Annotated in this window: 22 protein-coding genes; 8 read left to right on the top strand and 14 right to left on the bottom strand. The window is 32.2% G+C overall.

Features of this window, described 5'->3' with window-relative positions; all coding sequences use genetic code 11:
* Positions 1–213: 213 nt before the first annotated feature.
* The 4 genes from hpf to fakB1 form a co-directional block, all read right to left on the bottom strand.
* Positions 214–792 carry a ribosome hibernation-promoting factor, HPF/YfiA family gene (gene hpf, locus F1592_RS06110; protein WP_011276401.1) on the bottom strand — a complete coding sequence of 193 codons (579 nt, stop codon included), beginning with the start codon at positions 790–792 and terminating at the stop codon, positions 214–216.
* A 61-nt stretch (positions 793–853) separates the two neighbouring features.
* Positions 854–1,528 (bottom strand): ComF family protein, encoded by a 675-nt coding sequence (locus tag F1592_RS06105; RefSeq protein ID WP_053017761.1) that lies wholly within the window; start codon positions 1,526–1,528, stop codon positions 854–856.
* A complete protein-coding gene (locus tag F1592_RS06100; RefSeq protein WP_188294678.1) occupies positions 1,521–2,777 on the bottom strand; it encodes a DEAD/DEAH box helicase family protein in 1,257 nt (418 codons plus the stop codon). The genes F1592_RS06105 and F1592_RS06100 overlap by 8 nt, the downstream gene beginning before the upstream one ends.
* A gap of 145 nt (positions 2,778–2,922) precedes the next feature.
* Complete coding sequence (gene fakB1, locus F1592_RS06095) at positions 2,923–3,789, bottom strand: fatty acid kinase binding subunit FakB1 (protein WP_053019042.1); 867 nt, start codon at positions 3,787–3,789, stop codon at positions 2,923–2,925.
* Positions 3,790–3,932: 143 nt separating this feature from the next.
* On the opposite strand from fakB1, the gene F1592_RS06090 reads away from it, so the two are divergent.
* The gene (locus F1592_RS06090; protein WP_037536361.1) at positions 3,933–4,574 is read left to right on the top strand and encodes a YigZ family protein; all 642 of its coding nucleotides are present in this window, start codon (positions 3,933–3,935) and stop codon (positions 4,572–4,574) included.
* Positions 4,575–4,634: 60 nt separating this feature from the next.
* On the opposite strand, the gene F1592_RS06085 is transcribed toward F1592_RS06090, so the two are convergent.
* Positions 4,635–5,720, bottom strand: coding sequence for a glycosyltransferase family 4 protein (locus F1592_RS06085; RefSeq protein WP_107609767.1), 1,086 nt, complete (start codon positions 5,718–5,720; stop codon positions 4,635–4,637).
* A gap of 364 nt (positions 5,721–6,084) precedes the next feature.
* Between F1592_RS06085 and gdpS the strand changes: the two genes are divergently transcribed.
* The 4 genes from gdpS (at position 6,085) to pepT (ending at position 9,896) form a co-directional block, all read left to right on the top strand.
* On the top strand, positions 6,085–7,155 hold the full coding sequence (gene gdpS, locus F1592_RS06080) for a GGDEF domain-containing protein GdpS (protein WP_037536363.1): 1,071 nt from the start codon (positions 6,085–6,087) through the stop codon (positions 7,153–7,155).
* Positions 7,156–7,379: 224 nt separating this feature from the next.
* A complete protein-coding gene (locus tag F1592_RS06075) occupies positions 7,380–8,141 on the top strand; it encodes a threonine/serine exporter family protein (RefSeq protein ID WP_037536365.1) in 762 nt (253 codons plus the stop codon).
* A gap of 16 nt (positions 8,142–8,157) precedes the next feature.
* Entirely contained in the window at positions 8,158–8,652 is a 495-nt protein-coding gene (locus tag F1592_RS06070) for a threonine/serine exporter family protein (protein ID WP_011276409.1), read from the top strand.
* Between the two features lie 14 nt (positions 8,653–8,666).
* Positions 8,667–9,896 carry a peptidase T gene (pepT, locus tag F1592_RS06065; RefSeq protein ID WP_053017756.1) on the top strand — a complete coding sequence of 410 codons (1,230 nt, stop codon included), beginning with the start codon at positions 8,667–8,669 and terminating at the stop codon, positions 9,894–9,896.
* Between the two features lie 75 nt (positions 9,897–9,971).
* Here the strand turns inward: pepT and F1592_RS06060 are convergent, their stop codons facing one another.
* The 3 genes from F1592_RS06060 to F1592_RS06050 form a co-directional block, all read right to left on the bottom strand.
* Entirely contained in the window at positions 9,972–11,093 is a 1,122-nt protein-coding gene (locus F1592_RS06060) for a glycerate kinase (protein WP_053017754.1), read from the bottom strand.
* Positions 11,094–11,403: 310 nt separating this feature from the next.
* Positions 11,404–11,724 carry a bacillithiol system redox-active protein YtxJ gene (gene ytxJ, locus F1592_RS06055; protein WP_011276412.1) on the bottom strand — a complete coding sequence of 107 codons (321 nt, stop codon included), beginning with the start codon at positions 11,722–11,724 and terminating at the stop codon, positions 11,404–11,406.
* 121 nt (positions 11,725–11,845) lie between these two features.
* Positions 11,846–12,721: an EMYY motif lipoprotein gene (locus F1592_RS06050; protein ID WP_037536372.1), complete on the bottom strand. Its 876-nt coding sequence runs from the start codon at positions 12,719–12,721 to the stop codon at positions 11,846–11,848.
* 109 nt (positions 12,722–12,830) lie between these two features.
* Between F1592_RS06050 and F1592_RS06045 the strand changes: the two genes are divergently transcribed.
* The 3 genes from F1592_RS06045 to F1592_RS06035 all read left to right on the top strand — a co-directional run bounded on the left by F1592_RS06045 (position 12,831) and on the right by F1592_RS06035 (position 14,706).
* On the top strand, positions 12,831–13,346 hold the full coding sequence (locus F1592_RS06045) for a GrpB family protein (RefSeq protein WP_053017781.1): 516 nt from the start codon (positions 12,831–12,833) through the stop codon (positions 13,344–13,346).
* An 89-nt stretch (positions 13,347–13,435) separates the two neighbouring features.
* On the top strand, positions 13,436–14,359 hold the full coding sequence (gene murB / locus F1592_RS06040; RefSeq protein ID WP_037536374.1) for a UDP-N-acetylmuramate dehydrogenase: 924 nt from the start codon (positions 13,436–13,438) through the stop codon (positions 14,357–14,359).
* A gap of 32 nt (positions 14,360–14,391) precedes the next feature.
* Positions 14,392–14,706, top strand: coding sequence for a CHY zinc finger protein (locus F1592_RS06035; RefSeq protein WP_029376644.1), 315 nt, complete (start codon positions 14,392–14,394; stop codon positions 14,704–14,706).
* 57 nt (positions 14,707–14,763) lie between these two features.
* Here the strand turns inward: F1592_RS06035 and F1592_RS06030 are convergent, their stop codons facing one another.
* The 6 genes from F1592_RS06030 to nrdF all read right to left on the bottom strand — a co-directional run bounded on the left by F1592_RS06030 (position 14,764) and on the right by nrdF (position 21,023).
* Complete coding sequence (locus F1592_RS06030; protein WP_053017750.1) at positions 14,764–15,801, bottom strand: ferrated catecholamine ABC transporter substrate-binding lipoprotein SstD; 1,038 nt, start codon at positions 15,799–15,801, stop codon at positions 14,764–14,766.
* A 154-nt stretch (positions 15,802–15,955) separates the two neighbouring features.
* Complete coding sequence (locus F1592_RS06025; protein WP_053017748.1) at positions 15,956–16,993, bottom strand: ferrated catecholamine ABC transporter substrate-binding lipoprotein SstD; 1,038 nt, start codon at positions 16,991–16,993, stop codon at positions 15,956–15,958.
* A 115-nt stretch (positions 16,994–17,108) separates the two neighbouring features.
* On the bottom strand, positions 17,109–17,891 hold the full coding sequence (locus F1592_RS06020; protein ID WP_053017746.1) for an iron ABC transporter ATP-binding protein: 783 nt from the start codon (positions 17,889–17,891) through the stop codon (positions 17,109–17,111).
* Entirely contained in the window at positions 17,888–18,847 is a 960-nt protein-coding gene (locus F1592_RS06015) for an iron chelate uptake ABC transporter family permease subunit (RefSeq protein WP_037536382.1), read from the bottom strand. Before F1592_RS06015 ends, F1592_RS06020 begins: the two co-directional genes overlap by 4 nt.
* Positions 18,837–19,805 carry an ABC transporter permease gene (locus tag F1592_RS06010; protein ID WP_011276422.1) on the bottom strand — a complete coding sequence of 323 codons (969 nt, stop codon included), beginning with the start codon at positions 19,803–19,805 and terminating at the stop codon, positions 18,837–18,839. Before F1592_RS06010 ends, F1592_RS06015 begins: the two co-directional genes overlap by 11 nt.
* A 249-nt stretch (positions 19,806–20,054) precedes the next feature.
* A complete protein-coding gene (gene nrdF / locus F1592_RS06005) occupies positions 20,055–21,023 on the bottom strand; it encodes a class 1b ribonucleoside-diphosphate reductase subunit beta (protein ID WP_011276423.1) in 969 nt (322 codons plus the stop codon).
* Positions 21,024–21,136: the final 113 nt, after the last annotated feature.

Here is a 21,136-nt window from a genome sequence, read left to right as displayed (position 1 = left end):
CGATTTGACGTAGAGCCAATATAAGTTACTAAAAAGAGTGGAACAGAATTCATTTTGAATTCATTGTCCCACCCTTATAAGGATAACTATAACTGAGTGTATTTAATTATTATTATCTTCTCAGCTTAGTTATATCTGCAAATTGTCATTGTGAACTTAACACCATAAATATATTTCAAAATTGATTTAAATTAATAACTTACTATTAATCAATTATTCAGTCGTTTCAATTAATCCATATTTACCGTCTTTACGTTTATAAACAATACTTGTACCATCTGTTTCACGATCAGTGAAGATATAGAAATCATGCCCTAATAATTCCATTTGTAATACTGCTTCTTCAGAATCCATTGGTTTTAAGCTAAATTGTTTAGAACGGATAATCTCAATTTCACTATCATTTGTTGGTTCAGCATTAACGTCATCAACATTTTCTGGCGGTGCTTCTTGTACTTCAGCTACAAACGCTTCTGGTTCTCCATGCGTTTTATGCTTACGATTAACACGTGTTTTATATTTACGTACTTGACGTTCTAATTTACTAGTAACTAAATCAATACCTGCATATAAATCATCATGTCTTTCTTCTGCTCTTAATGTAACATTCTTCAATGGAATTGTTACTTCGATTTTAGTTGTAGAATTTTGATACGTTTTTACTTTAACGTGTGCGACTGCATTAGGCACATCGTTAAAATAACGTTCAAGTTTACCAATTTTGTCCTCAATATAGTTGCGGATGGCATCTGTAATAGTGAGGTTATCTCCATGAATTTCAAATCTAATCATAGCTATCTCTCCTTTAACCTCTTATGTTGGTAATTCTTACTATTATAATACCACGTTTAACCTATCTTGAAAACGTAAACACTTTGAATTTTCTGACATTTTTATCGTATAATTTACACCCTGCATGATGAATTGTTAATCCTGTTGTATAAATATCATCAACGAGTAATATTTCTTTACCAGTTAAGTCCACATCTTCTTTAATATAAAAAGGATTTATAGCTCTTGCTCTCTCTACTTTCCCAAGTTTTGACTGTTTGGGACGCAATTCAGTTGCCAATAGGTTCGAATATTTAACCCCCATTTTTTCTAATACTGTTGCGACTGGGTTAAATGTTCTTTGAGTGTCTCGTTCAATTGGAGATGGAATTGGTACAATCAAATCATAAGATGTTTTTGGTAATTTGAGTTGTGAGGCTATAACCTCAGCTAAATAATAATCTTTCATTAGTTTGTATTGCTGTATCATTTCTTTCATAATACCGGAATATTGGTAGTCACAATAAAGCTGTTCCATTAGTTTAAAATTTTTAGCTAAAAATTGACAATCCAAGCAGTCATTTTCTTTATTATCCCGATAATTTAAGCACTTAGGACAACGTTGGTCATTCTTAATTAATTTCACACTATCCCACATTTCTAGACATGATGAACACATACGTTGAGGTACTCGATAAAAGTTAAAAACATTAAGCGATTCATATATTGGCAATCCGCATTGTATACATTTAACCAATTACCCACCCACGTTCTATACCTAATCGATTCATTTTTTTAATTTCTCTTTTAGCTTGTATCATAGCTATACTCACACCTTCATGCATAAATATCACTTTTCCTGTAGGTGCTTCTTGTTTACGACCAACCCGACCCGCAATTTGAATAAGTGCAGACTTTTCAAAAGTATGTGCATTGATGACAATGACATCTAATTGTGCCATTGTGAAACCTCTTTCTAAAATTGTTGTCGTAAAAACGATTGCATGTTCACCATTTCGTAGTGCTTGAACTTTGCTAAATCGTAGTGCATCTTTGCTTGAAACATAGATTAAATCTGAAAAGTGGTAACGATAATGTTCGTATGTCTTTACCATCAATTCAATATTGTTAAAGAATACTAGTGTGTATCGTTTTTCGGTAATTTGATTCATTAAAATTCTTTTCAATTTAAGTTGTATATGCTTAACGTTTAATTTGAAATATGTGAAATCGGGGACTGGTAGTGGATGTTTATGGAAACGCGCAGGTAATGTAATGATTTGCTCAGAAGATAAACGGTTCAACAGCTCTTTCGGAGGTGTTGCCGTCATAAATATGTGGCTATGTTTTTGTTTTGATGATAATCGAATTGCCTCCATAAGCCGAGGATCCATTGATAAAGGAAAGGCATCAACTTCGTCGATAAATATAACATCAAAGTGAGATTTAAATCTAAACAATTGGTGAACGGTTGCAACAATGAAGTGACCATTATATTGTTGTTGGCTACTTTGGTGTAATACATCTATGTCTTCTGAAATGAATGCTTCTTTAATGCGCAAACTAATTTCTACTACAACATCTACTCTTGGGGATACTATGGCTACATTAAACCCAAGTTGGCGCGCTACCCGTATACCTTCATACATCATTTCAGTCTTACCCGCACCAGTAACCGCATATAATAATAATGGTTGAAGCGTTTTAATTGCTTGTACAATGGCCTCTGAAGCATATTGTTGTTGTTCTGATAATTGAAAGGGTAAGTCGTAATATCCATCAGAAATAGCATTCTCACTTTGCGTAATTCTAAATTCTGTAATATTGTCCATGCGCCCTAATTGTATACAATACCTACAATAAATAATACGTTCTTCTGAAAAGGGTGTTTCATATTCATACATATAACGTTTATCTGAATTGCCACATTGAAGACATTGATAATTATCATCTGTAGCGATAATACCAGGTGTAACTTGAGTAACTGTCTCATCACTTAACGCCACATCTGGACTAACTAACTTTCCGTAAAATTTTATTACGAATCACTCCTTTTAAAATAAAAAAGCCTAAAAGATGTTAAAAAAGTATTGAAACACTATGTGCTAAACAATACTTTCTTAAACGCTTTTAGACTTAAATTATCAACAATTAATTAATTTCGATTTTTCTTGGGAAATATCCTAAACCTAATCCGCCTGAACCAAGGTGAGATGCAATAACTGGTCCAAATTCTGAATACTGGATATTGATGTTTGGATATGTTTCTTTTAAATGGTTATAAAAGTCTTTACCTTCATCAATTTTATCACCATTAATTACAAAAACGGTCACTTCATCAATATCTTTAATAATTTCAAAGATATTCTCTTCTAATGTATTAAATGCACGTTTTTTAGTACGTACCTTTTCAAAAGGATGAATTTTGCCATCTTTTTCGAAACGAAGTACAGGTTTCATTTTTAATAATGTTCCAACCCATGCTTGAGCACCAGTTATACGTCCGCTTTTTTGTAAATTCTTAAGATCATCGACAATTAAGTATGCGCCAGCTTGTTCTCGGATTTCTTGTAATTCTTCAATAATTACTTCTGGTGTAAATCCTTTGTCAATGAGTTCTTTAGCATAGATTGTATAACTTCCTTCAATCATCGCTGCCAATTTACTATCAAACGTATGAACATTGACACCCTCTACCATTTCTCCAGCTTGTGTAGCTGATTGATAGCTGCCACTTATACCACTTGATAAAGCAATCACAATAATATCAGTGTAGCCTTTATCTCTTAACTTCTCATAATTCTCAATCCATTCCCCAATAGCCGGTTGACTTGTTGTTGGGAATGTTTTAGATGAGGCCATTTTATTATAAAAACGTTCAATTGGTACGTTATCATTCTCAGTAAACGTTTCTCCATCATCAAATGCAACACTTAATGGTGCAATAGGTATCTCATACTGGTCCATAAAGTCTTGTGGTAGATACCCAGTTGAATCTGCCATTAATGCGATTTTCATAGTAGTCCTCCTCAATTATACTCAAAGCTATTATAAATTATTTTTATTGAAAAAGAAATTCATAATCAGATATTTATTCATTTAAAATGAAGCGTGTATAATAAAGGTCAAATATTCTTTTTATTTATTGGAGGTGAACATCTTTGAGCAATCATATTATCACGATTAAACAGGAACATTCGATTGAAAATGTCATTAATAAATCTAGATTCATCGCACATATCAAACCTGTTTCATCAGAGGATGAAGCTAAAGCATTCATAAACGAAATTAAGCAACAACACAAAGAGGCTACGCATAACTGTTCAGCTTATACAGTCGGTGATCAAATGAATATTCAGAAAGCCAATGATGATGGTGAACCAAGTGGCACTGCGGGTGTCCCTATGCTTGATATATTAAAAAAACTAGATGTACATAATGTTTGTGTCGTTGTTACTCGATACTTTGGGGGTATTAAACTTGGTGGTGGCGGACTTATACGGGCATATAGTGGTGCTGTTAGAGACGTCATTTATGATATAGGACGTGTAGAACTGCGTGATGCCATTCCTACTACCGTGACTATCAATTATGATTTAACTGGAAAGTTAGAATATGAATTGGCCTCTACAACGTACTTTCTAAGAGATACCACTTATACCGATAAGGTTAGTTATCAAATTGATGTCGTACAAACTGAATATGATGACTTTATTGCATTTTTAAATAAGAACACAGCTGGAAATTTCGAATTGCATGAAGCGGACGTAAAGAAATTACCTTTTGATATACCCACTAATTAATAAAAAACCTTGTTTGTATAACACTACCTAATCATTTAAGTAGTTATTACAAACAAGGCTTTATTTTTTATCATGTTGATCAACACCATTATCACCGTGATGTTGTTCATTCTTTTTTGTTATTAAATTAAGTATCGGACGGTAACTATCATCAATCAAACCTGTAAATTCAACAATCAATTCAATTGTGATAACAATTAAAATGAACATTAGGAGTACACCTAAAGGTTGAGATAAGTATAAAATGATACTTGATAAACTAAATAAAATCGCTATTGAATAAATTAATAATACCGTTTGTCTATGGCTATATCCTAAAGCTAAAAGTTTATGATGCAAATGCGACTTATCTGCTTGCATAATATGCTGACCATTTCGCATTCTTCGAATCATTGCAAATAACGTATCAATAAATGGTACAGCTAAAATCACAATTGGGAAAAACAATGAAATAAATGTGATGTTCTTAAAGCCAAGTAAGGATAGAAAACCAATGATAAATCCTATCAGTAGTGCACCACTATCCCCTAAAAAGATCTTAGCCGGGTGAAAGTTGAAACATAGAAATCCTAATAATGATCCTATTAGTACACTACAAATCATGATAATAAATACATTAGCTTGTAAAATCGCAATAAAAGCAATTGTAATAAGACCAATTGCAGATACTCCAGAAGCCAGTCCGTCTAAACCATCAATTAAATTGATAGCATTAGTTATCGCCACAATCCAAATAATGGTAATCGGTATACTTAATATTCCAAAATGTATTGTCGGGCCCATAGGAAACGAAATAAAATCTATGGTAATTCCATAAAATGCTACGATTGAAGCTGCGACAATTTGACCAATTAACTTTAAAATAGGCTTTAAATCATAAATATCATCAATTAATCCTATTAAATACATAACTATAGCCCCCATAACTAAGGGCTTAACTTCTCTTTCAATCGGATGTCCAAGCCAGATTCCTATTAAGAAAGAAAGTAGTATAACAGTACCACCCAATACTGAAACTGGTTTTGTATGTACTTTTCTAAAATTTGGCCTATCTACTAAATCAAATTTAATAGAGACCTTTATAATCATAGGTGTTAATATTAAACTGATTACCAATGTTACAGCAATAAGTAGTAAAGTATACATCAGTTCACCTTCAATAAATCTCTTTTAATTTTACATATTTGCGAGTTATCTATTCATTCTATTTAAACAATTTTCAAATCATTTTTGTATTGGACTATAGTTGTAAATTACTAACTATTCTTTAAATAGTTCATTAAACTTCAACTATTTTACCCTATTTCTTCAAATTAATCCTTATTTTTTAATTAATTGTAAATTTTTTGTAAAGATAATCAATTTATATCATATCACTTCAGTATTCATTTGAATATAAAAGTTCAAATATTCTATCTATTTTATTTATGTTATCTGATACAACTTAATGACAAATAGTAAGTTTTCACTTACAATAACTAATGGTTAAATTAAAGGAGTCGATTCCAATATGATTGAATCTATCATTTATAATGTTGCAGTTATGGTAGCTGGCATTTATTTATTTCATCGATTACAATATTCCGAAAATAAAATAATGGTCTTTTCAAAAGGCTATGTCACTGTATTAATGACGATTGTTGCATTGCTACTTGCAGCTTATCCAATTCCATTCCATCAAGAGTATTTAGTTCATTTAACATTTGTCCCATTGTTATTTTTAGGACGCTTTACTAATATGGGCTATACGCTTGTATCGGCAGTTATCGTTGCTTTAGTAGAAGTGTTCGCATTTGGAAACTCACTTCTTTATGGTGTAGTACTTATAGTAATAGGTATCATTGTAAGTATGGTTGGACCTTTTTTAAAACAAAATGACATTGTAGCTTTAGTCGTTTTAAATTTGATTAGTGTTATTATTTTACTTATTTTATCTATCTTTAGTCCGCTATATGATCTTACTGAAATCGCATTTTTAGTCCCAATTTCATTCGTTTTAACCATCGCTTCTGCAATTACATTTGTTGATATGTGGCACTTCTTTTCATTAGTCACACGCTATGAAAATGAAGATAAGTATGACTATCTTACTGGACTAGGTAATGTAAAAGAATTTGATAGACATTTAAATCATGTATCTCAGATTGCTGAGGATAAAAATGAAAGTCTTGCCTTATTATTAATTGATATAGATGGTTTTAAAGATGTAAATGATACTTATTCACATAAATCTGGTGATGCTGTGCTCAAACAAATGTCACAGTTATTGAAGAATTATGTACCAAAACAGTTTCAAATTTTTCGTAATGGAGGCGAAGAATTTTCAGTCGTGATTCGTAATTACTCATTGGATCAAAGCGTTAAATTAGCTGAAAATATTCGAACAGGTGTTGAAAAGTCTTCATTCCACTTACCAAATAAGGAAGTCATAAAATTATCTGTCTCTATTGGTGTAGGTTACCTATCGCAAGATGACCATAAATCACAACGAAAAGTCTTCAAAGATGCCGATGATATGGTTCACGTTGCTAAGAATGAAGGTCGTAATCAAGTGATGTTTAATCCAATCATTAAATTATAGAAACGTAAAAGAAGTCAACGTATTGATTAACCAAATTATTAATATATCTGGTTATCTAAATATGTTGACTTTTTTATATGTAATTAGACTTAATTTCATGTTAGCAACGGCCTAGATTTGGTATGAATACTAAGCGTACTATTGCAAGTTGCGTGTGCAAGTTGTACACTTCAAATTGTCTATTGAAATAAATTCAATTATCTAATGTTACGGAGGTGCCGTTTATGTCAGATTCAATCACTATTATCGATGAAAATAAAGTGATTGATGTAGTTTTAATAGCTGGTAGAATTCTTTTAGAAGCTGGTGCGGAAACTTATCGTGTTGAAGATACGATGAATCGTATAGCTCATAGTTATGGTTTACATGATACATATAGCTTTGTAACATCAACAGCCATTATCTTTTCACTCAATGATCGAACAAATACACGACTTATTAGAATCCGTGAACGTACTACAGATTTAGAAAAAATCGCACTCACTAATAGTTTATCTAGAAAAATTTCCAGAAATGAATTAACCATTGATGAAGCAAAGTCTGAATTAATTCATTTGCGCCGAGCATCATTGCAATATTCATTTTTACTAAACTTTTTTGCTGCTGCAATTGCCTGCGGATTCTTTTTATTCATGTTTGGCGGTGTAGCATCTGACTGCTGGATTGCTGTTATAGCTGGTGGAGCTGCTTTTCTTACTTTTAGTTTAGTACAGCGTTTTATTCAAATTAAATTCTTCTCAGAATTCGTTGCTTCCGCTGTCGTCATAACGATTGCAGCCACATTTACCAAACTTGGTATTGCCACGAATCAAAATATCATTACCATTTCAAGTGTAATGCCACTTGTACCTGGTATATTAATCTGTAATGCAATTCGAGATTTAATGGCTGGTGAATTATTAGCTGGAATGTCTAGAGGCGTGGAAGCTGCATTAACTTCATTCGCCATCGGTGCTGGTGTAGCCATCGTTTTACTAATTATTTAAGAAAGGCTGTTTATAAATGTTATTTTATTTATTCCATTTTACAATTAGTTTCATTTCTACAGTACTCTTCTCAATTATTTTCAATGCACCGAAGCGACTACTCGCAGCATGTGGTTTTGTAGGTGCTGTAGCATGGACAATTTATCAATTCACTGTAGATATGGATTTAGGAAAAGTAGGTGCCTCATTTCTAGGAAGTTTAATACTCGGGTTACTTAGCCATGTTATGAGTCGTCGTTATAAGCGCCCTGTTATCATTTTTATAGTGCCCGGAATTATTCCACTTGTTCCAGGTGGAACTGCATATGAAGCAACACGTTATCTAGTCTCAAATGATTATACGCAAGCAGTGAATACTTTCTTAGAAGTTACACTTATTTCTGGTTCAATCGCATTCGGCATTTTAGTAGCAGAAATCCTCTACTATATTTACACACGTATAAAGCAGTATTATGATAAAATTAAAGGTAAAACATATAGAAAATCATATAATATGAATAATAGAGTCTAAGGGGATGTCTTGCTATGAAAGCACAGCTTATAGATAGATTATCACGTTACGTAAAAATCGATACACAATCTAATCCGGAATCTTCAACTACACCTTCAACTGAGAAGCAATGGGATTTATTGCGTTTATTACAACAAGAACTTGAAGGTTTTGGCTTAGAAACGGATCTCGACGACAATGGATATTTATTTGCGACGTTAGAAAGCAATGTATCTTTCGACGTCCCTACCGTTGGGTTCCTGGCACATGTTGATACATCACCAGATTTTAATGCCAGCAATGTGAATCCGCAAATTGTAGAACAATATGATGGTAAAACAATTAAATTAGGTGATACTGGTCGAGTATTGAGTCAAGAAACTTTTCCAGAATTAAAAAAACTTATAGGTCATACGCTAATGATTACTGACGGCACATCACTGTTAGGTGCAGATGATAAAGCTGGAGTTGTCGAAATCATGGAAGCAGTAAAATATTTAATAGAACACCCAGAAATCAAGCATGGTCGAATCCGTATCGCATTCACGCCAGACGAAGAAATTGGACGAGGTCCTCATAAATTCGATGTGGAACGTTTCAATGCAGATTTCGCTTATACAATGGACGGCAGTGAATTTGGAGAATTACAATTTGAAAGTTTTAATGCCGCTGAGGCTAAGATAACTACACATGGTGTGAATGTCCATCCAGGATCTGCTAAAAACATCATGGTCAATGCTATCTCATTAGGCCATCAATTTCATAGTCTACTACCCGCTGGCGAAGTTCCTGAACGTACGGAAGACTATGAAGGATTTTATCATTTGATGAAATTCGAAGGTAATGTTGAAAAAGCAACATTACAATATATCATTCGTGATCATGATAGAGAATCATTCGAATTACGTAAGAAAAAATTATTAGAAATTCGTGACGATATTAATGTCCATTATGAAGATTTCCCAGTGAAAGTAGATATAGAAGATCAATATTATAATATGGCTGAAAAGATTGAACCACATCCATATATTATTGATATTCCTAAAAAAGTGTTTAAAGATTTAAATATAGAACCAAACACTGCACCTATTCGTGGTGGAACTGATGGTTCACAATTATCATTTAAAGGCTTACCAACTCCTAATATATTTACAGGTTGCGGTAATTTCCATGGACCTTTTGAATATGCGTCAATCGATGTAATGGAGAAAGCAGTGCAAGTCATCATTGGTATTGCTCAAGAAGTCACACATCACCATAAATAAACATAACGAATAAGGCAAACCACAATTACCATGCTTATATAGGTAATTGCGGTTTGCCTTTTGTTAGTTATTCATTTATGCATTATTTAATGTCGTTTTTAATAATCTAAGTGCTTGAACAGTAAAGTGTCGGATTTGTATACCCATTTTAAAGTCTGTGTATCTTTCTGGCATCTCAACGAAAGTATTAAACATTGCTGTAACATGGTACTGATCAAAGACATCAAACTTGTCATCAGTTGCACAAATAGCAATCGCAGGTTTATTATGTTTTTGCGCTAATTCTGCAATCGTTAAAGTCGTTGTTTCAAGTAAGTGATCCTCTTCTTTAACACCTTCACCAAAGATGATTAAATCCGCCTGAGAAACTAAATCATCTAAATGTGTTATTTGGTTAACCAATTCATGACTTGTTAATATTTCAGCATCGTACAATCCATTTAATAATGCTGCAATACCACCACCAGCGCCACCTCTATCGATAGGACCCATAGCAATTTTCATTTCATTTTTAACAAGTTCACTGAAGTACCAAATTAAATTATCTATTTCTGCAGCTTTTTCTCGTGTCATTTGATGTGTTTCATACGTCTTCATAATTTCACTATGCTTACCATATAATTTACTAGAAAAATCAGACATCAATTTAATGTGTGCATCCTTGAAATTTTGAGGTATTGCAGAAAAATCTATTCGACGAATAAATTTAATCACTTGAGCACCTTCACGTGCATCTAGAAGTTCTCCTTCATCATTATAGAATTGAGCACCTAAAGCTTGCATCATCCCAATACCACCATCGAAACTATCGATGCCACCAAGTGAAATAACAATGTTATCGGCTCCATTATTCAGTGCATCTATAATTACTTCTCCTAAACCGTAACTTGAACGTTGTTCAACCGGTTTTTGTCCTTTTATAAATAAATTCCCCTCAATTATAGTTAATCCTTGTTCAGTTTGACCATAAACTGTTTCGACTTCCTTCATATCCGCATCATGCACATTTACTCTATATTTCGTACCTGATTGCCATAAGAACACCGAATCCATTAGTTCATGACGCCCATTAAATAATGGCACTTGTACAATATCAGCATCTTCAATTTGACTGGCTACCGCTTCTTCAACGAAGCGATTCGCTTGATAACTTGAGATTATACCGTTAAATTCATCCATTGCTACTAATATTTTCATCTGTTAATCACCTCATGCCATTTTCTTTATTTATATATTGATTTAGATGTTATACATTCGACTTCACTTTCACATTATACATGGGTTGTCTCTACTTTTCATAATAATAGCTGTTGCAAATAGATAAATAAAAACAGGAGTGACACGGAATTCATCTAGAATTCATTGCTCACTCCTGCATGGATGACTAGAGCTGAGAAGCCATTGTGTGGCCAGTCTCTCAGATTTGTCAGTTACTGCGCTTTATAATGCAGTCTAAACTATTATTTTTAACCTAAACGCGTTTACTATTTTTAATTGTTGATAGTTGTTATTCTTCAGCTTGAGCTAATGAAGATACATTAATATCACTGTGACTAGCATTCCAAGTTGCTTCACCATCAATAAAATAGAACGCTTGTGGCGATTCATGTTTCACATTTGTCTTTTCAGCGATATAGTCAGAAAGTTTTCTTTCTTCTTGAACGACTAAGTAATAGCCATCCATATCTCTTTCATATAAAAATTTATTAAATTGATCGTATGCATCTGCTGAGATAGGACAAGTATCACTATGTTTTAATACAAATACATATTTATTATCTTTAAGTACTTGCTCAAACTGGTCAATCGAACTCAGCTTTATAGCCATTCTATTCACCTCTAAAATTATTTATGCCCATGTTTCTTTATAAACTACTCAACGGGTTCAATTATACACATTTCAAAGTCCATTGTTAACCAAAAATTTTAATTTTATCAACTATGTCTATCTATTGCTTTTTTAACTTTTTCAAATCTTCGTAAAAACCATTATTATCCTTACTTAATTCTTTACCCGTTTTCGGTAACTTTTCTACATCAATTTTAGAAAGTTTTTTCTCTATTTCAATCGTAGTTTCTCGCGTATCATAGTAATTCAATAAATTATAATACATTTCAATCGCATTTTTGCGAGCACTGTTGACTTTTGGGTCAGTAATATTGGTTTGGTTTAATTCTGTAATTTGCTTCTCAATTAACGGTTTAATATGTTCGTCAATTGCTTTCTTAGAATTAGTATCATCACTTTCTAAGTATTTTTGTGCAGCTTCTTTAAGATTTTGATTGTTACTTTCAATTTTAGATGTTAACTGATTGGCATCTTCTTGATTATTTGCCTTTTTAATTTGCGTTTCTACTTGTGAGCGATTACTTTCAAATAACTTTGTATAATCCAAGATATCTTCATTCGCCTTAATTGACTTATTACATAAATCTACAAAGGTTTTAATATCATATATAGATTGTTTTTCCTGTTTTACATTTTCTAAGTACTTGTTCTTTAAGTCTTTAACATCTTGATGTTCAGCTGGTAAATGTTTAGCTGACTTTTCATATTTTTTAAATTGTGGAATTAAGTGTTTGTTAATATCTTTCTGTAGTGCTTCAAACTCTCTTTTATTCTTATCAGTGGTGTCCGTCTTGCTCAATTGATCCAATTGTTTCAAGTGAATCTTGTCCATTACAGTTTTAAGATCTTTCTTCTCATCTTCAACCTTATTAAGTTGTGTTTGAAAATCCTTTAAGTCCGCGCTACTTTGATTGCCACACGATGAGAGCAAAATGCCACATATCAACATTATAGAAAGTATTGCTAATTTCTTCATAAATGCACTCCTATCAACACGTATTATACCTAAAGCTATTTATATTGAAAATGATTTGTGTTATAGTATTTCAGAATTTGTCAAAACTTATAATTTAAAGGAGATACGAATGTACTCAACCGTTCAACCTTTTATTCATGACGACACTCAATCTGAATATGACACATTATATCAAACAACTAAAACATCATTATTCAACTTGCTAGATTCTCCTGTAAAGTTCACGCAACATATTGGAGGTACAAGTCATTTTAATTATGCAACAGAGCCCATTTTAGATGTTTTAGTTGGTGTAAATAATTTACATGATATCACAGCTCTAGATGAGAAACGATTAAATTATTTAGGCTTTTACCGTCTCCATCATCCCTATAAGAAGAAAGTTATGATGGCTAAGTTTAATAATATGATTGATTTGAGACAAACCATTCGCTTACACATCATTCAAATGGACACACCCTTATTTAAACAGTATGTTGAAGTAGACAAAGCACTTGCAACACAATCAGTTATAGCACGTCACTTTTCAGAAAAAAAGACTTCTATTGTCCAACATGTTAATTATATAAGACCATATGAAAATCAAAAACAGAAATACTTTGAAGATATATTTCAAAAGTTGTAAAACTTTGAATTCTGTTGTCGTTTTCGCAAATCATCTATAAAATTGCTATAATAAAAATTAGATTATAGAAGAGAAGAAAGGATGTACTTATGTTAAAGCAAGAAGACATCTTACAAGATTTAAAATCCTTAATACCTGAAGATATTATCAAAGTGAATGAACCTTTAAAACGATATACATACACCGAGACAGGTGGAAATGCAGACTTTTATTTATCTCCCACTAAAAATGAGGATGTACAAGCTATTGTAAGATACGCTAAAGAAAAAGATATCCCGGTCACATACCTCGGAAATGGGTCAAACATTATTATTCGTGAAGGCGGCATTCGTGGTATTGTTATTAGCTTATTATCATTAAAGCATATTAATGTTTCTGATGATGCTATTATTGCTGGAAGCGGTGCTGCAATTATAGATGTTTCACGTGCTGCTAGAGACCATGTGTTAACAGGTTTAGAATTTGCTTGTGGCATTCCAGGTTCTGTTGGAGGAGCTGTTTACATGAATGCTGGCGCATATGGTGGTGAAATCAAAGATTGTATCGACTACGCGCTTTGTGTTAATGAAGAAGGTGATTTAATTCAATTTACCAATAAAGAATTAGAATTAGATTACAGAAATAGTATTGTACAAAAGCAACATTTAGTTGTACTTGAAGCTGCTTTTACACTTGAACCAGGAAAATTAGACGAAATTCAAGCGAAGATGGATGACTTAACTGAACGCCGTGAGTCTAAACAACCACTAGAATACCCATCATGTGGTAGTGTGTTCCAAAGACCACCCGGTCATTTTGCAGGAAAATTAATACAAGATTCAGATTTACAAGGTTATCGTGTTGGTGGCGTAGAAGTTTCTAAAAAACATGCAGGATTCATGGTTAATGTAGATAATGGAACAGCTACTGATTATGAAGATTTAATTCATCACGTACAAAAAGTAGTGAAAGAAAAATTCGATGTCGAACTTCATCGTGAAGTTCGTATTATTGGAGAGCATCCTGAAGAATAGCAACTATATATGTTGATGGGAGACGATGAATGATGCCAAAGGTTTATGGCTCACTTGTAGACAATGAAACACGATGCACACATTACCATACTTTTTTAGATGTTATAGCAATAAAATTCAAATGCTGCAATAAATATTATCCGTGTTATCAATGTCACGAAGAACACGAAACACATCCTATCAAAAGATGGTCAGAACAAGAATTTGATGAAAAGGCAATTATGTGTGGTGTATGTAAACATGAAATGTCTATTCAAGATTATATGATGACAGAGCTATGTCCTAAATGCCAAGCACATTTTAATAGTCGTTGTAAATTCCACTATCATTTATATTTTGAATTATAATAAAGGCTTAGTAACGATTGAAAGATTGTTACTAAGCCTTTATGCTTTGCGTTTTTATTATTTTAATTTTTTCAAGATTTGATTTAATTCATCAATTTGTTTGATTGTTGTTGAAGTTGAACCAGCGCTAAAGTACCATAGTTTAGGATCTAATTCATAAACATTACCATTTTTAACTGCATTTACATCTTTAATTACATCATTAGATAACGTTTGTTTTGCACTTGATTTGCCACTTACAACTTGTCCTCTATCCATTGCTAAAATAATATCTGGATTTTTACTTGTAATATACTCATTATTAATATTTTGGCCATGTGGACTTGCTTTAACATGCTTATCTGTAGGTTTAAATCCTAATGTATCGTAGATTAAATCTCCAAATCTACCACCTGGTCCAAATGTAGATAATTCACCTTCGTTAACTAAAAGATACATTGTTTTCTTATCTAATTTTTCAACTTTCGCTTTTGTATCCGCTATTTTTTTATTCAACTCTTCAATTAATGATTTAGCTTTATCTTCTTTACCATAAATTTTTCCTAATTTAGTTGTTACAGATTTCATATCATTTATATAATTTTTCTCACTGGCACCAACATAAACGATTTTAGCGTCTGGTGCAGCTTTTTTAAGTTCATCTATATTCTTCACTGTTGCCGTTCTTCCAGAAATATAAATGACCTCTGGTTTAGCTTTAGCTATTTTATCAAAATTAATTTGTATTAAATTACCAGTATTGATGTATTTATCATCTTTGAATTCTGAAAGAAATTCAGGTAACGCAGCATTTTTCTCACCTTTAGGTAATCCAATAATGCGGTCTTGAACGCCAAACGCTTTTAATACATCAACGGCACCATAATCGAAGACAATTGCACGTTTTGGATTCTTCGGCACATCAACAGTTTTTTTAATTTCTTTGGCATCACTTTTATCTTTTTTCTCGCCTCTTGTCTTATAATTATTTTCAATTTGAACAATGTCTTTATTGTCATTCTTCTTCGAAGTATCATTGTTACCGTCAGAGCTTTTACCACACGCTGTTAAGACTAAAGCAAGACTTAATATTAAAAACAAAATTATTTTCTTCATCGTTGCAACATCCTCTAGTTGTATTATTAAGTGATAACGATTATCAATATCACTTAAAATTATATTACTTTATTATAAAATAATTTTCAACACTAATTTTATTCAAAAAAATATCGCCCTATTCTGGGCGATATTGATAACTTATACCATCAATTTATTTATCGACTACTTCTTCTAATTCATCAATTTGTTTCATAGTTGTTGTAGTTGAACCAGAAGCAAAGTACCATAATTTAGGATCTAATTGATATACTTTATCATTTTTAACTGCTTTAACGTCTTTAATAACATTATTACTTAACACTTTTTTAGCAGTTGATTCTCCGCCTACAACTTCACCACGGTCCATTGCTAAAATAACATCTGGATTATGCTTGCTAATATATTCATTATTTACATTTTGACCATGTGGACTATTGCTAACATTCTCATCTGCTGGTTTAAAGCCTAAAGTATCAAATACTAAACCACCAAATCGACCTTTAGGACCAAATGTTGATAATTCACCTTCATTTACCAATAAATACATTACAGTTTTATTGAACTTCTTAGTTTCATCTTTCATTTCAGATATTTTTTCATCTAAGTCTTCGTTAATATCTTTGGCTTTATCTTCTTTGTTGTAAATTTTACCTAAGTTTTCAGTGTTTTTCTTCATGTCTTTAACTAAGTTTTTCTCATCCGCACCTACGTAAACGATTTTAGCGTCTGGTGCAGCTTTTTTGAATTCATCTAAATTCTTCTGATTTGCCGTTCTACCTGAGATAAATATAACTTCTGGTTTAGCAGCAGCTACTTTGTCGAAATTAACTTCTTTAAGATTTCCAGTGTTAACATATTTATCATCTTTAAATTCTTTTAAGAAATCAGGTAATGATTCGTTGTTTTCACCTTTTGGTAAGCCTTTTACTTTATCAGCCACACCTAATTCTTTAAGTACATCTAAAGCACCATAATCTAAGACTACTGCATTTTTAGGATTTTTAGGAACTTCAACAGTGTTGCTTACCTTCTTAGCGTCACTACCATCTCGTTCTTTACCTGAAGCTTCGAAATTATTTTTAATTTTCACAGTTTCTTTTGAATCTTTGCTGTCACTCTTAGAACCCGAATCGTTACTACTTGATCCATTACTACAAGCTGATAAAACTAATACTAAAGATAATACTAAAAATAAGACTGTTTTTTTCATATGTACGACTCCTCTAAAAATATTTAACCTTTATGCTGCGCATCAATTGGACTTCTCTCTTGTCTACGTCTTCGAATAGCATCACCCCTTTGAAATATGAGGTTAAATTATTTAATTATAAAAGTGAGTCAAAAGTGTCTTCATCGTAATACAAACAAATTCGTTGTCCTCTAATTTCTTCGATATGAACATCCATCTCGTATAATTGTTTTAAAATCTCAGCTTGTATAACGTTATCTTTTGTATCTGCTTTGACAATTTCACCATTTTTTAGTGCAATGATGTCATCTGAATAGCATGAAGCAAAATTTATATCGTGTAGAACAATGACAATCGTTTTATTTAAGTCTTTGCAGAGGCGGCGTAACGTCTGCATAATCTGTACAGAATGTTTCATATCTAGGTTGTTTAACGGTTCATCTAATAATATATAATCTGTATCTTGAGCAATTGTCATTGCAATATAAGCACGTTGTCTTTGACCACCAGATAACGTTTTTATATTTCGATGACGAATATTCTGGAGTTGCAATAAGTCTAGAGCATATTCAACTTGTTCATAATCTTCTTTCTTCATACGACCTTTTGAATATGGAAATCGACCAAAATTAACTAATTGCTCAACTGTTATATTCATTTCTGTATGATTTGTTTGTTTTAAAATACTTAATTTTTTAGCTAAATCATCATTTTTATAATCTACGACAGCTTTACCTTCAATCTTAATTGTTCCCTTTTCATACTCAAACAGACGACTAACAGCAGACAGTAAAGTACTTTTACCGGCGCCATTAGGTCCTATAAGCGATGTTAGTCTACCTTTTTGAATGTCGACGTTAATATTTTTTAAAATTGGCTTATTCTGTATAGCTTTGTCTAAATTTTTAATTTCAATCAATTTGCACTTCTCCTTTTGACAAGTAAGTAAATGAAGTAACTTCCACCGATTAAATCAATGATTAAGCTAAACTCTGTTGTCGCTTCAAATAAATTCTCAACGACCCATTGCGCCATAAATAAACTAATCCAACTAATTAATATCGTCGCTGGCAATATATATTTATGTTCATATGTCTTCATTAATTCATGGGCTAAATTTACAGTTAGTAATCCTAAAAATGTAACAGGACCAACTAAAGCAGTGGAAATAGAAACTAATAGTGCCACTAATATGAGTAGCAAGCGCGTCATTGTCTCGTAAGAAACACCTAAATTTATTGCTTGTGCTCTTCCAAGTAGTAGTACATCTAAATATGGACGCATTATCACGGTAATAATAATTAAGACAAGCAATAAACATGTAGATACTAATACCAATCGTGAGTTTGATGCTTCGAAACTCGCAAACATGGCACTTTGAACCGCTAAGAATGACTCAGGATCCATGATTAACTGAATAAAGCTAGTAATGCTTCGGAAGAATGTTCCTAAGATGACTCCTACAAGTAAAATGAAATACACTGAGAAATGTCCTAATTTAAACATGCCTTCAAAAAGCAATAATGAAAATAAGACCATCGCAATTAACGTCACAAAAAAGTTTAAATACACATTTGTAACCACTGCAGCTTGTGTACCGACTAAAAAAACTGGCAACACTTTTACAAATAGATAAACGGAGTCGAGACCCATGATTGATGGTGTTAATAATCGATTCGTTGTAATCGCTTGAAATATAACAACTGATGCCCCTATAGCACCACCAACAATGAGTATAAGTATTAATTTTCTTAATCGACTCTGAAATTGATATTGAAAAATTTCAAAGTCTAAACCTACTAATAAGTAAAATGCTGCCATGCAAATTGTCGCAATAATTAATATGATGATTTTCTTGTTAGAACTAATTTGCATAATGCTTTCTACCTTTCATTAGTAAGATTAGGAATATCACTGTCCCAAATACACCTATCGTTAATCCTATATTAATTTCATAAGGATAAACGATTAATCTACCGATGATATCAGCGAATAATACAAATATTGATCCTAACATCAACGTATGTGGAAGTGCATTTTTAAGATGGTCCCCTCTATACATTGAAATAATATTAGGTACAATGAGACCTAAAAATGGCAAAGTACCTACAGTAACAACAACTAAAGCCGTCAATGCTGCTGTAATAAATAATGCAATGTTTATAATTTTTTCATAACTTACACCCAAATTATGACTAAAGTCTTTCCCCATACCAGCAATCGTAAAATGATTCGCAAAAATAAAAGCGATAATGAGTAATGGAACTACAAGATAAAGCACTTCATAACGTCCGCTTGTGATAATTGCAAAGTTACCATTCATCCAGTTGCCAATACTTTGTAATGCATTGGTTCTTAACGCAATAAAAGTAGTAAAGCTAGATACAATACCACCGATCATAATTCCTAATAATGGTACGAAGATAACTTCTTTAACACGAATCAAATTAATTAACTTCACAAATAAATATGTCCCTGCTAAACTCAATCCTACTGAAAATAGCAACTTGATTAGGATGTGACCTTTCGGAAAAAAGATAAGCGAAATCAAAATACCTAACTTGGCCCACTCCATTGTTCCTGCCGTAGTCGGACTTACAAATTTATTTTGCATCATCTGTTGCATAATTAATCCTGCTAACGCGAGTGAACTACCTGAAAGTAGGATACTAACCGTCCGTGGAATACGACTTGAGAACAAAATATTTTGTTGCTCTTCACTTAAGTGGAAAATATCTGAAAGAGAGAGCTGACTCACTCCAACAAACAAGGAGACTATAGTTAAACAAACTAATAAAATAAGTAAAACATAACCCTTAAATAAAAACTTCACTAATAATTCTCCTCATCTTGCTATATGTATCGAAATGATAATTGTTATCAACGATAATGATTATCATTGTCGTCAATATTAATATTAAAGATTACAGACGTGAATTTCAATAGTATTTTTATACATAAGTAAATATTTATTTTTGTTCAAATACGATGTACTCTTTTTCATACAAAAATAAGCCACTAAATTCGTAGTTGTTATCAACAACACTGAATCTAGTGGCTTATTAATGTTAGCCTTTGATAATTAATTATCAAAAATGAAATCTTCGTCTTGTAAGGCTTCTACATTTAATGCCAATGTGTATCCGTCACCTTTAACTGAGAAGAAATCATGGTTTTTAGTTGTAGTATCTAATGCATTTTCAATGATAGGATTAAATTCTTTTTCTTCAAAGTATGGTTCAAAACCTAAGTTAGACAATGCTTTGTTTCCATTGTATTGGACATAGTTCAATACATCTTCACTTAAGCCGATATCATCGTACAACATATGTGTATAAGATACTTCATTAGCGTATAAATCTTCTAATAATTTATACATCTCTTTATCTGCTTTTTGTTTTTCATTTTCAGATAGTTCGTTACGTAAACTTTGAGCATCTAATCCTGTAAACACACCATGGATTGATTCGTCTAGTAAAATCTTTCTAATGATTTCACCAGAAGTAGTCATTTTACCTTGTCCAGCTAAATATAAAGGATAATAGAAACCAGAGTAGAATAAGAAGGTTTCTAAAAATACACTTGATACCCTTGCAATATATTGATCATATATAGAGGCTTCTTTGCCCCACAATTTGTGATAGTTTTCAATAATTTTATCAGATTTATATTTTAAATGAGGCTCTTCTATTACCCAAGTATCTAGTAAATAGTTTGTTTCACTAGATGGAAGTAAAGTTGTAAATATATGTGAATAACTTTTCGCATGAATTTGTTCCATCATTGCCATAAATGAATACACTGCTTTTTTACGTAAGTCTGTTGTGTGTAACATAATTAACGGCATACCATCATCTGCTTGATGTGTATCCAATCCTGTTAATCCTGCTAACGCACGTTTAAATGTATTCTTCTCGTCTTCAGTTAGTGTCTTCCAACTTGCAATATCTTTTGATACTTTAAATTCTGTTTCTACCCACATTTGAGAAATATTTTGACGCCAAAACATATTCGTCATATCTTCTTGGGTATTCCAATTGACGGCCTTCATTTATAAATCCTCCTTAATTACTAAAAAGCAAATCTCATTCGTTTAGAGGATAAGTTGAGAGTCATTTTTAAGTTTTGACTCTACAACCTTCCTCCTTTTCAAAATTTGTTATC

The sequence above is a fragment of the Staphylococcus sp. GDX7P312P genome (assembly GCF_008385775.1).
In the GTDB taxonomy this organism is placed as follows: domain Bacteria; phylum Bacillota; class Bacilli; order Staphylococcales; family Staphylococcaceae; genus Staphylococcus; species Staphylococcus haemolyticus.
This window is presented reverse-complemented; position numbering and strand designations above follow the sequence as displayed.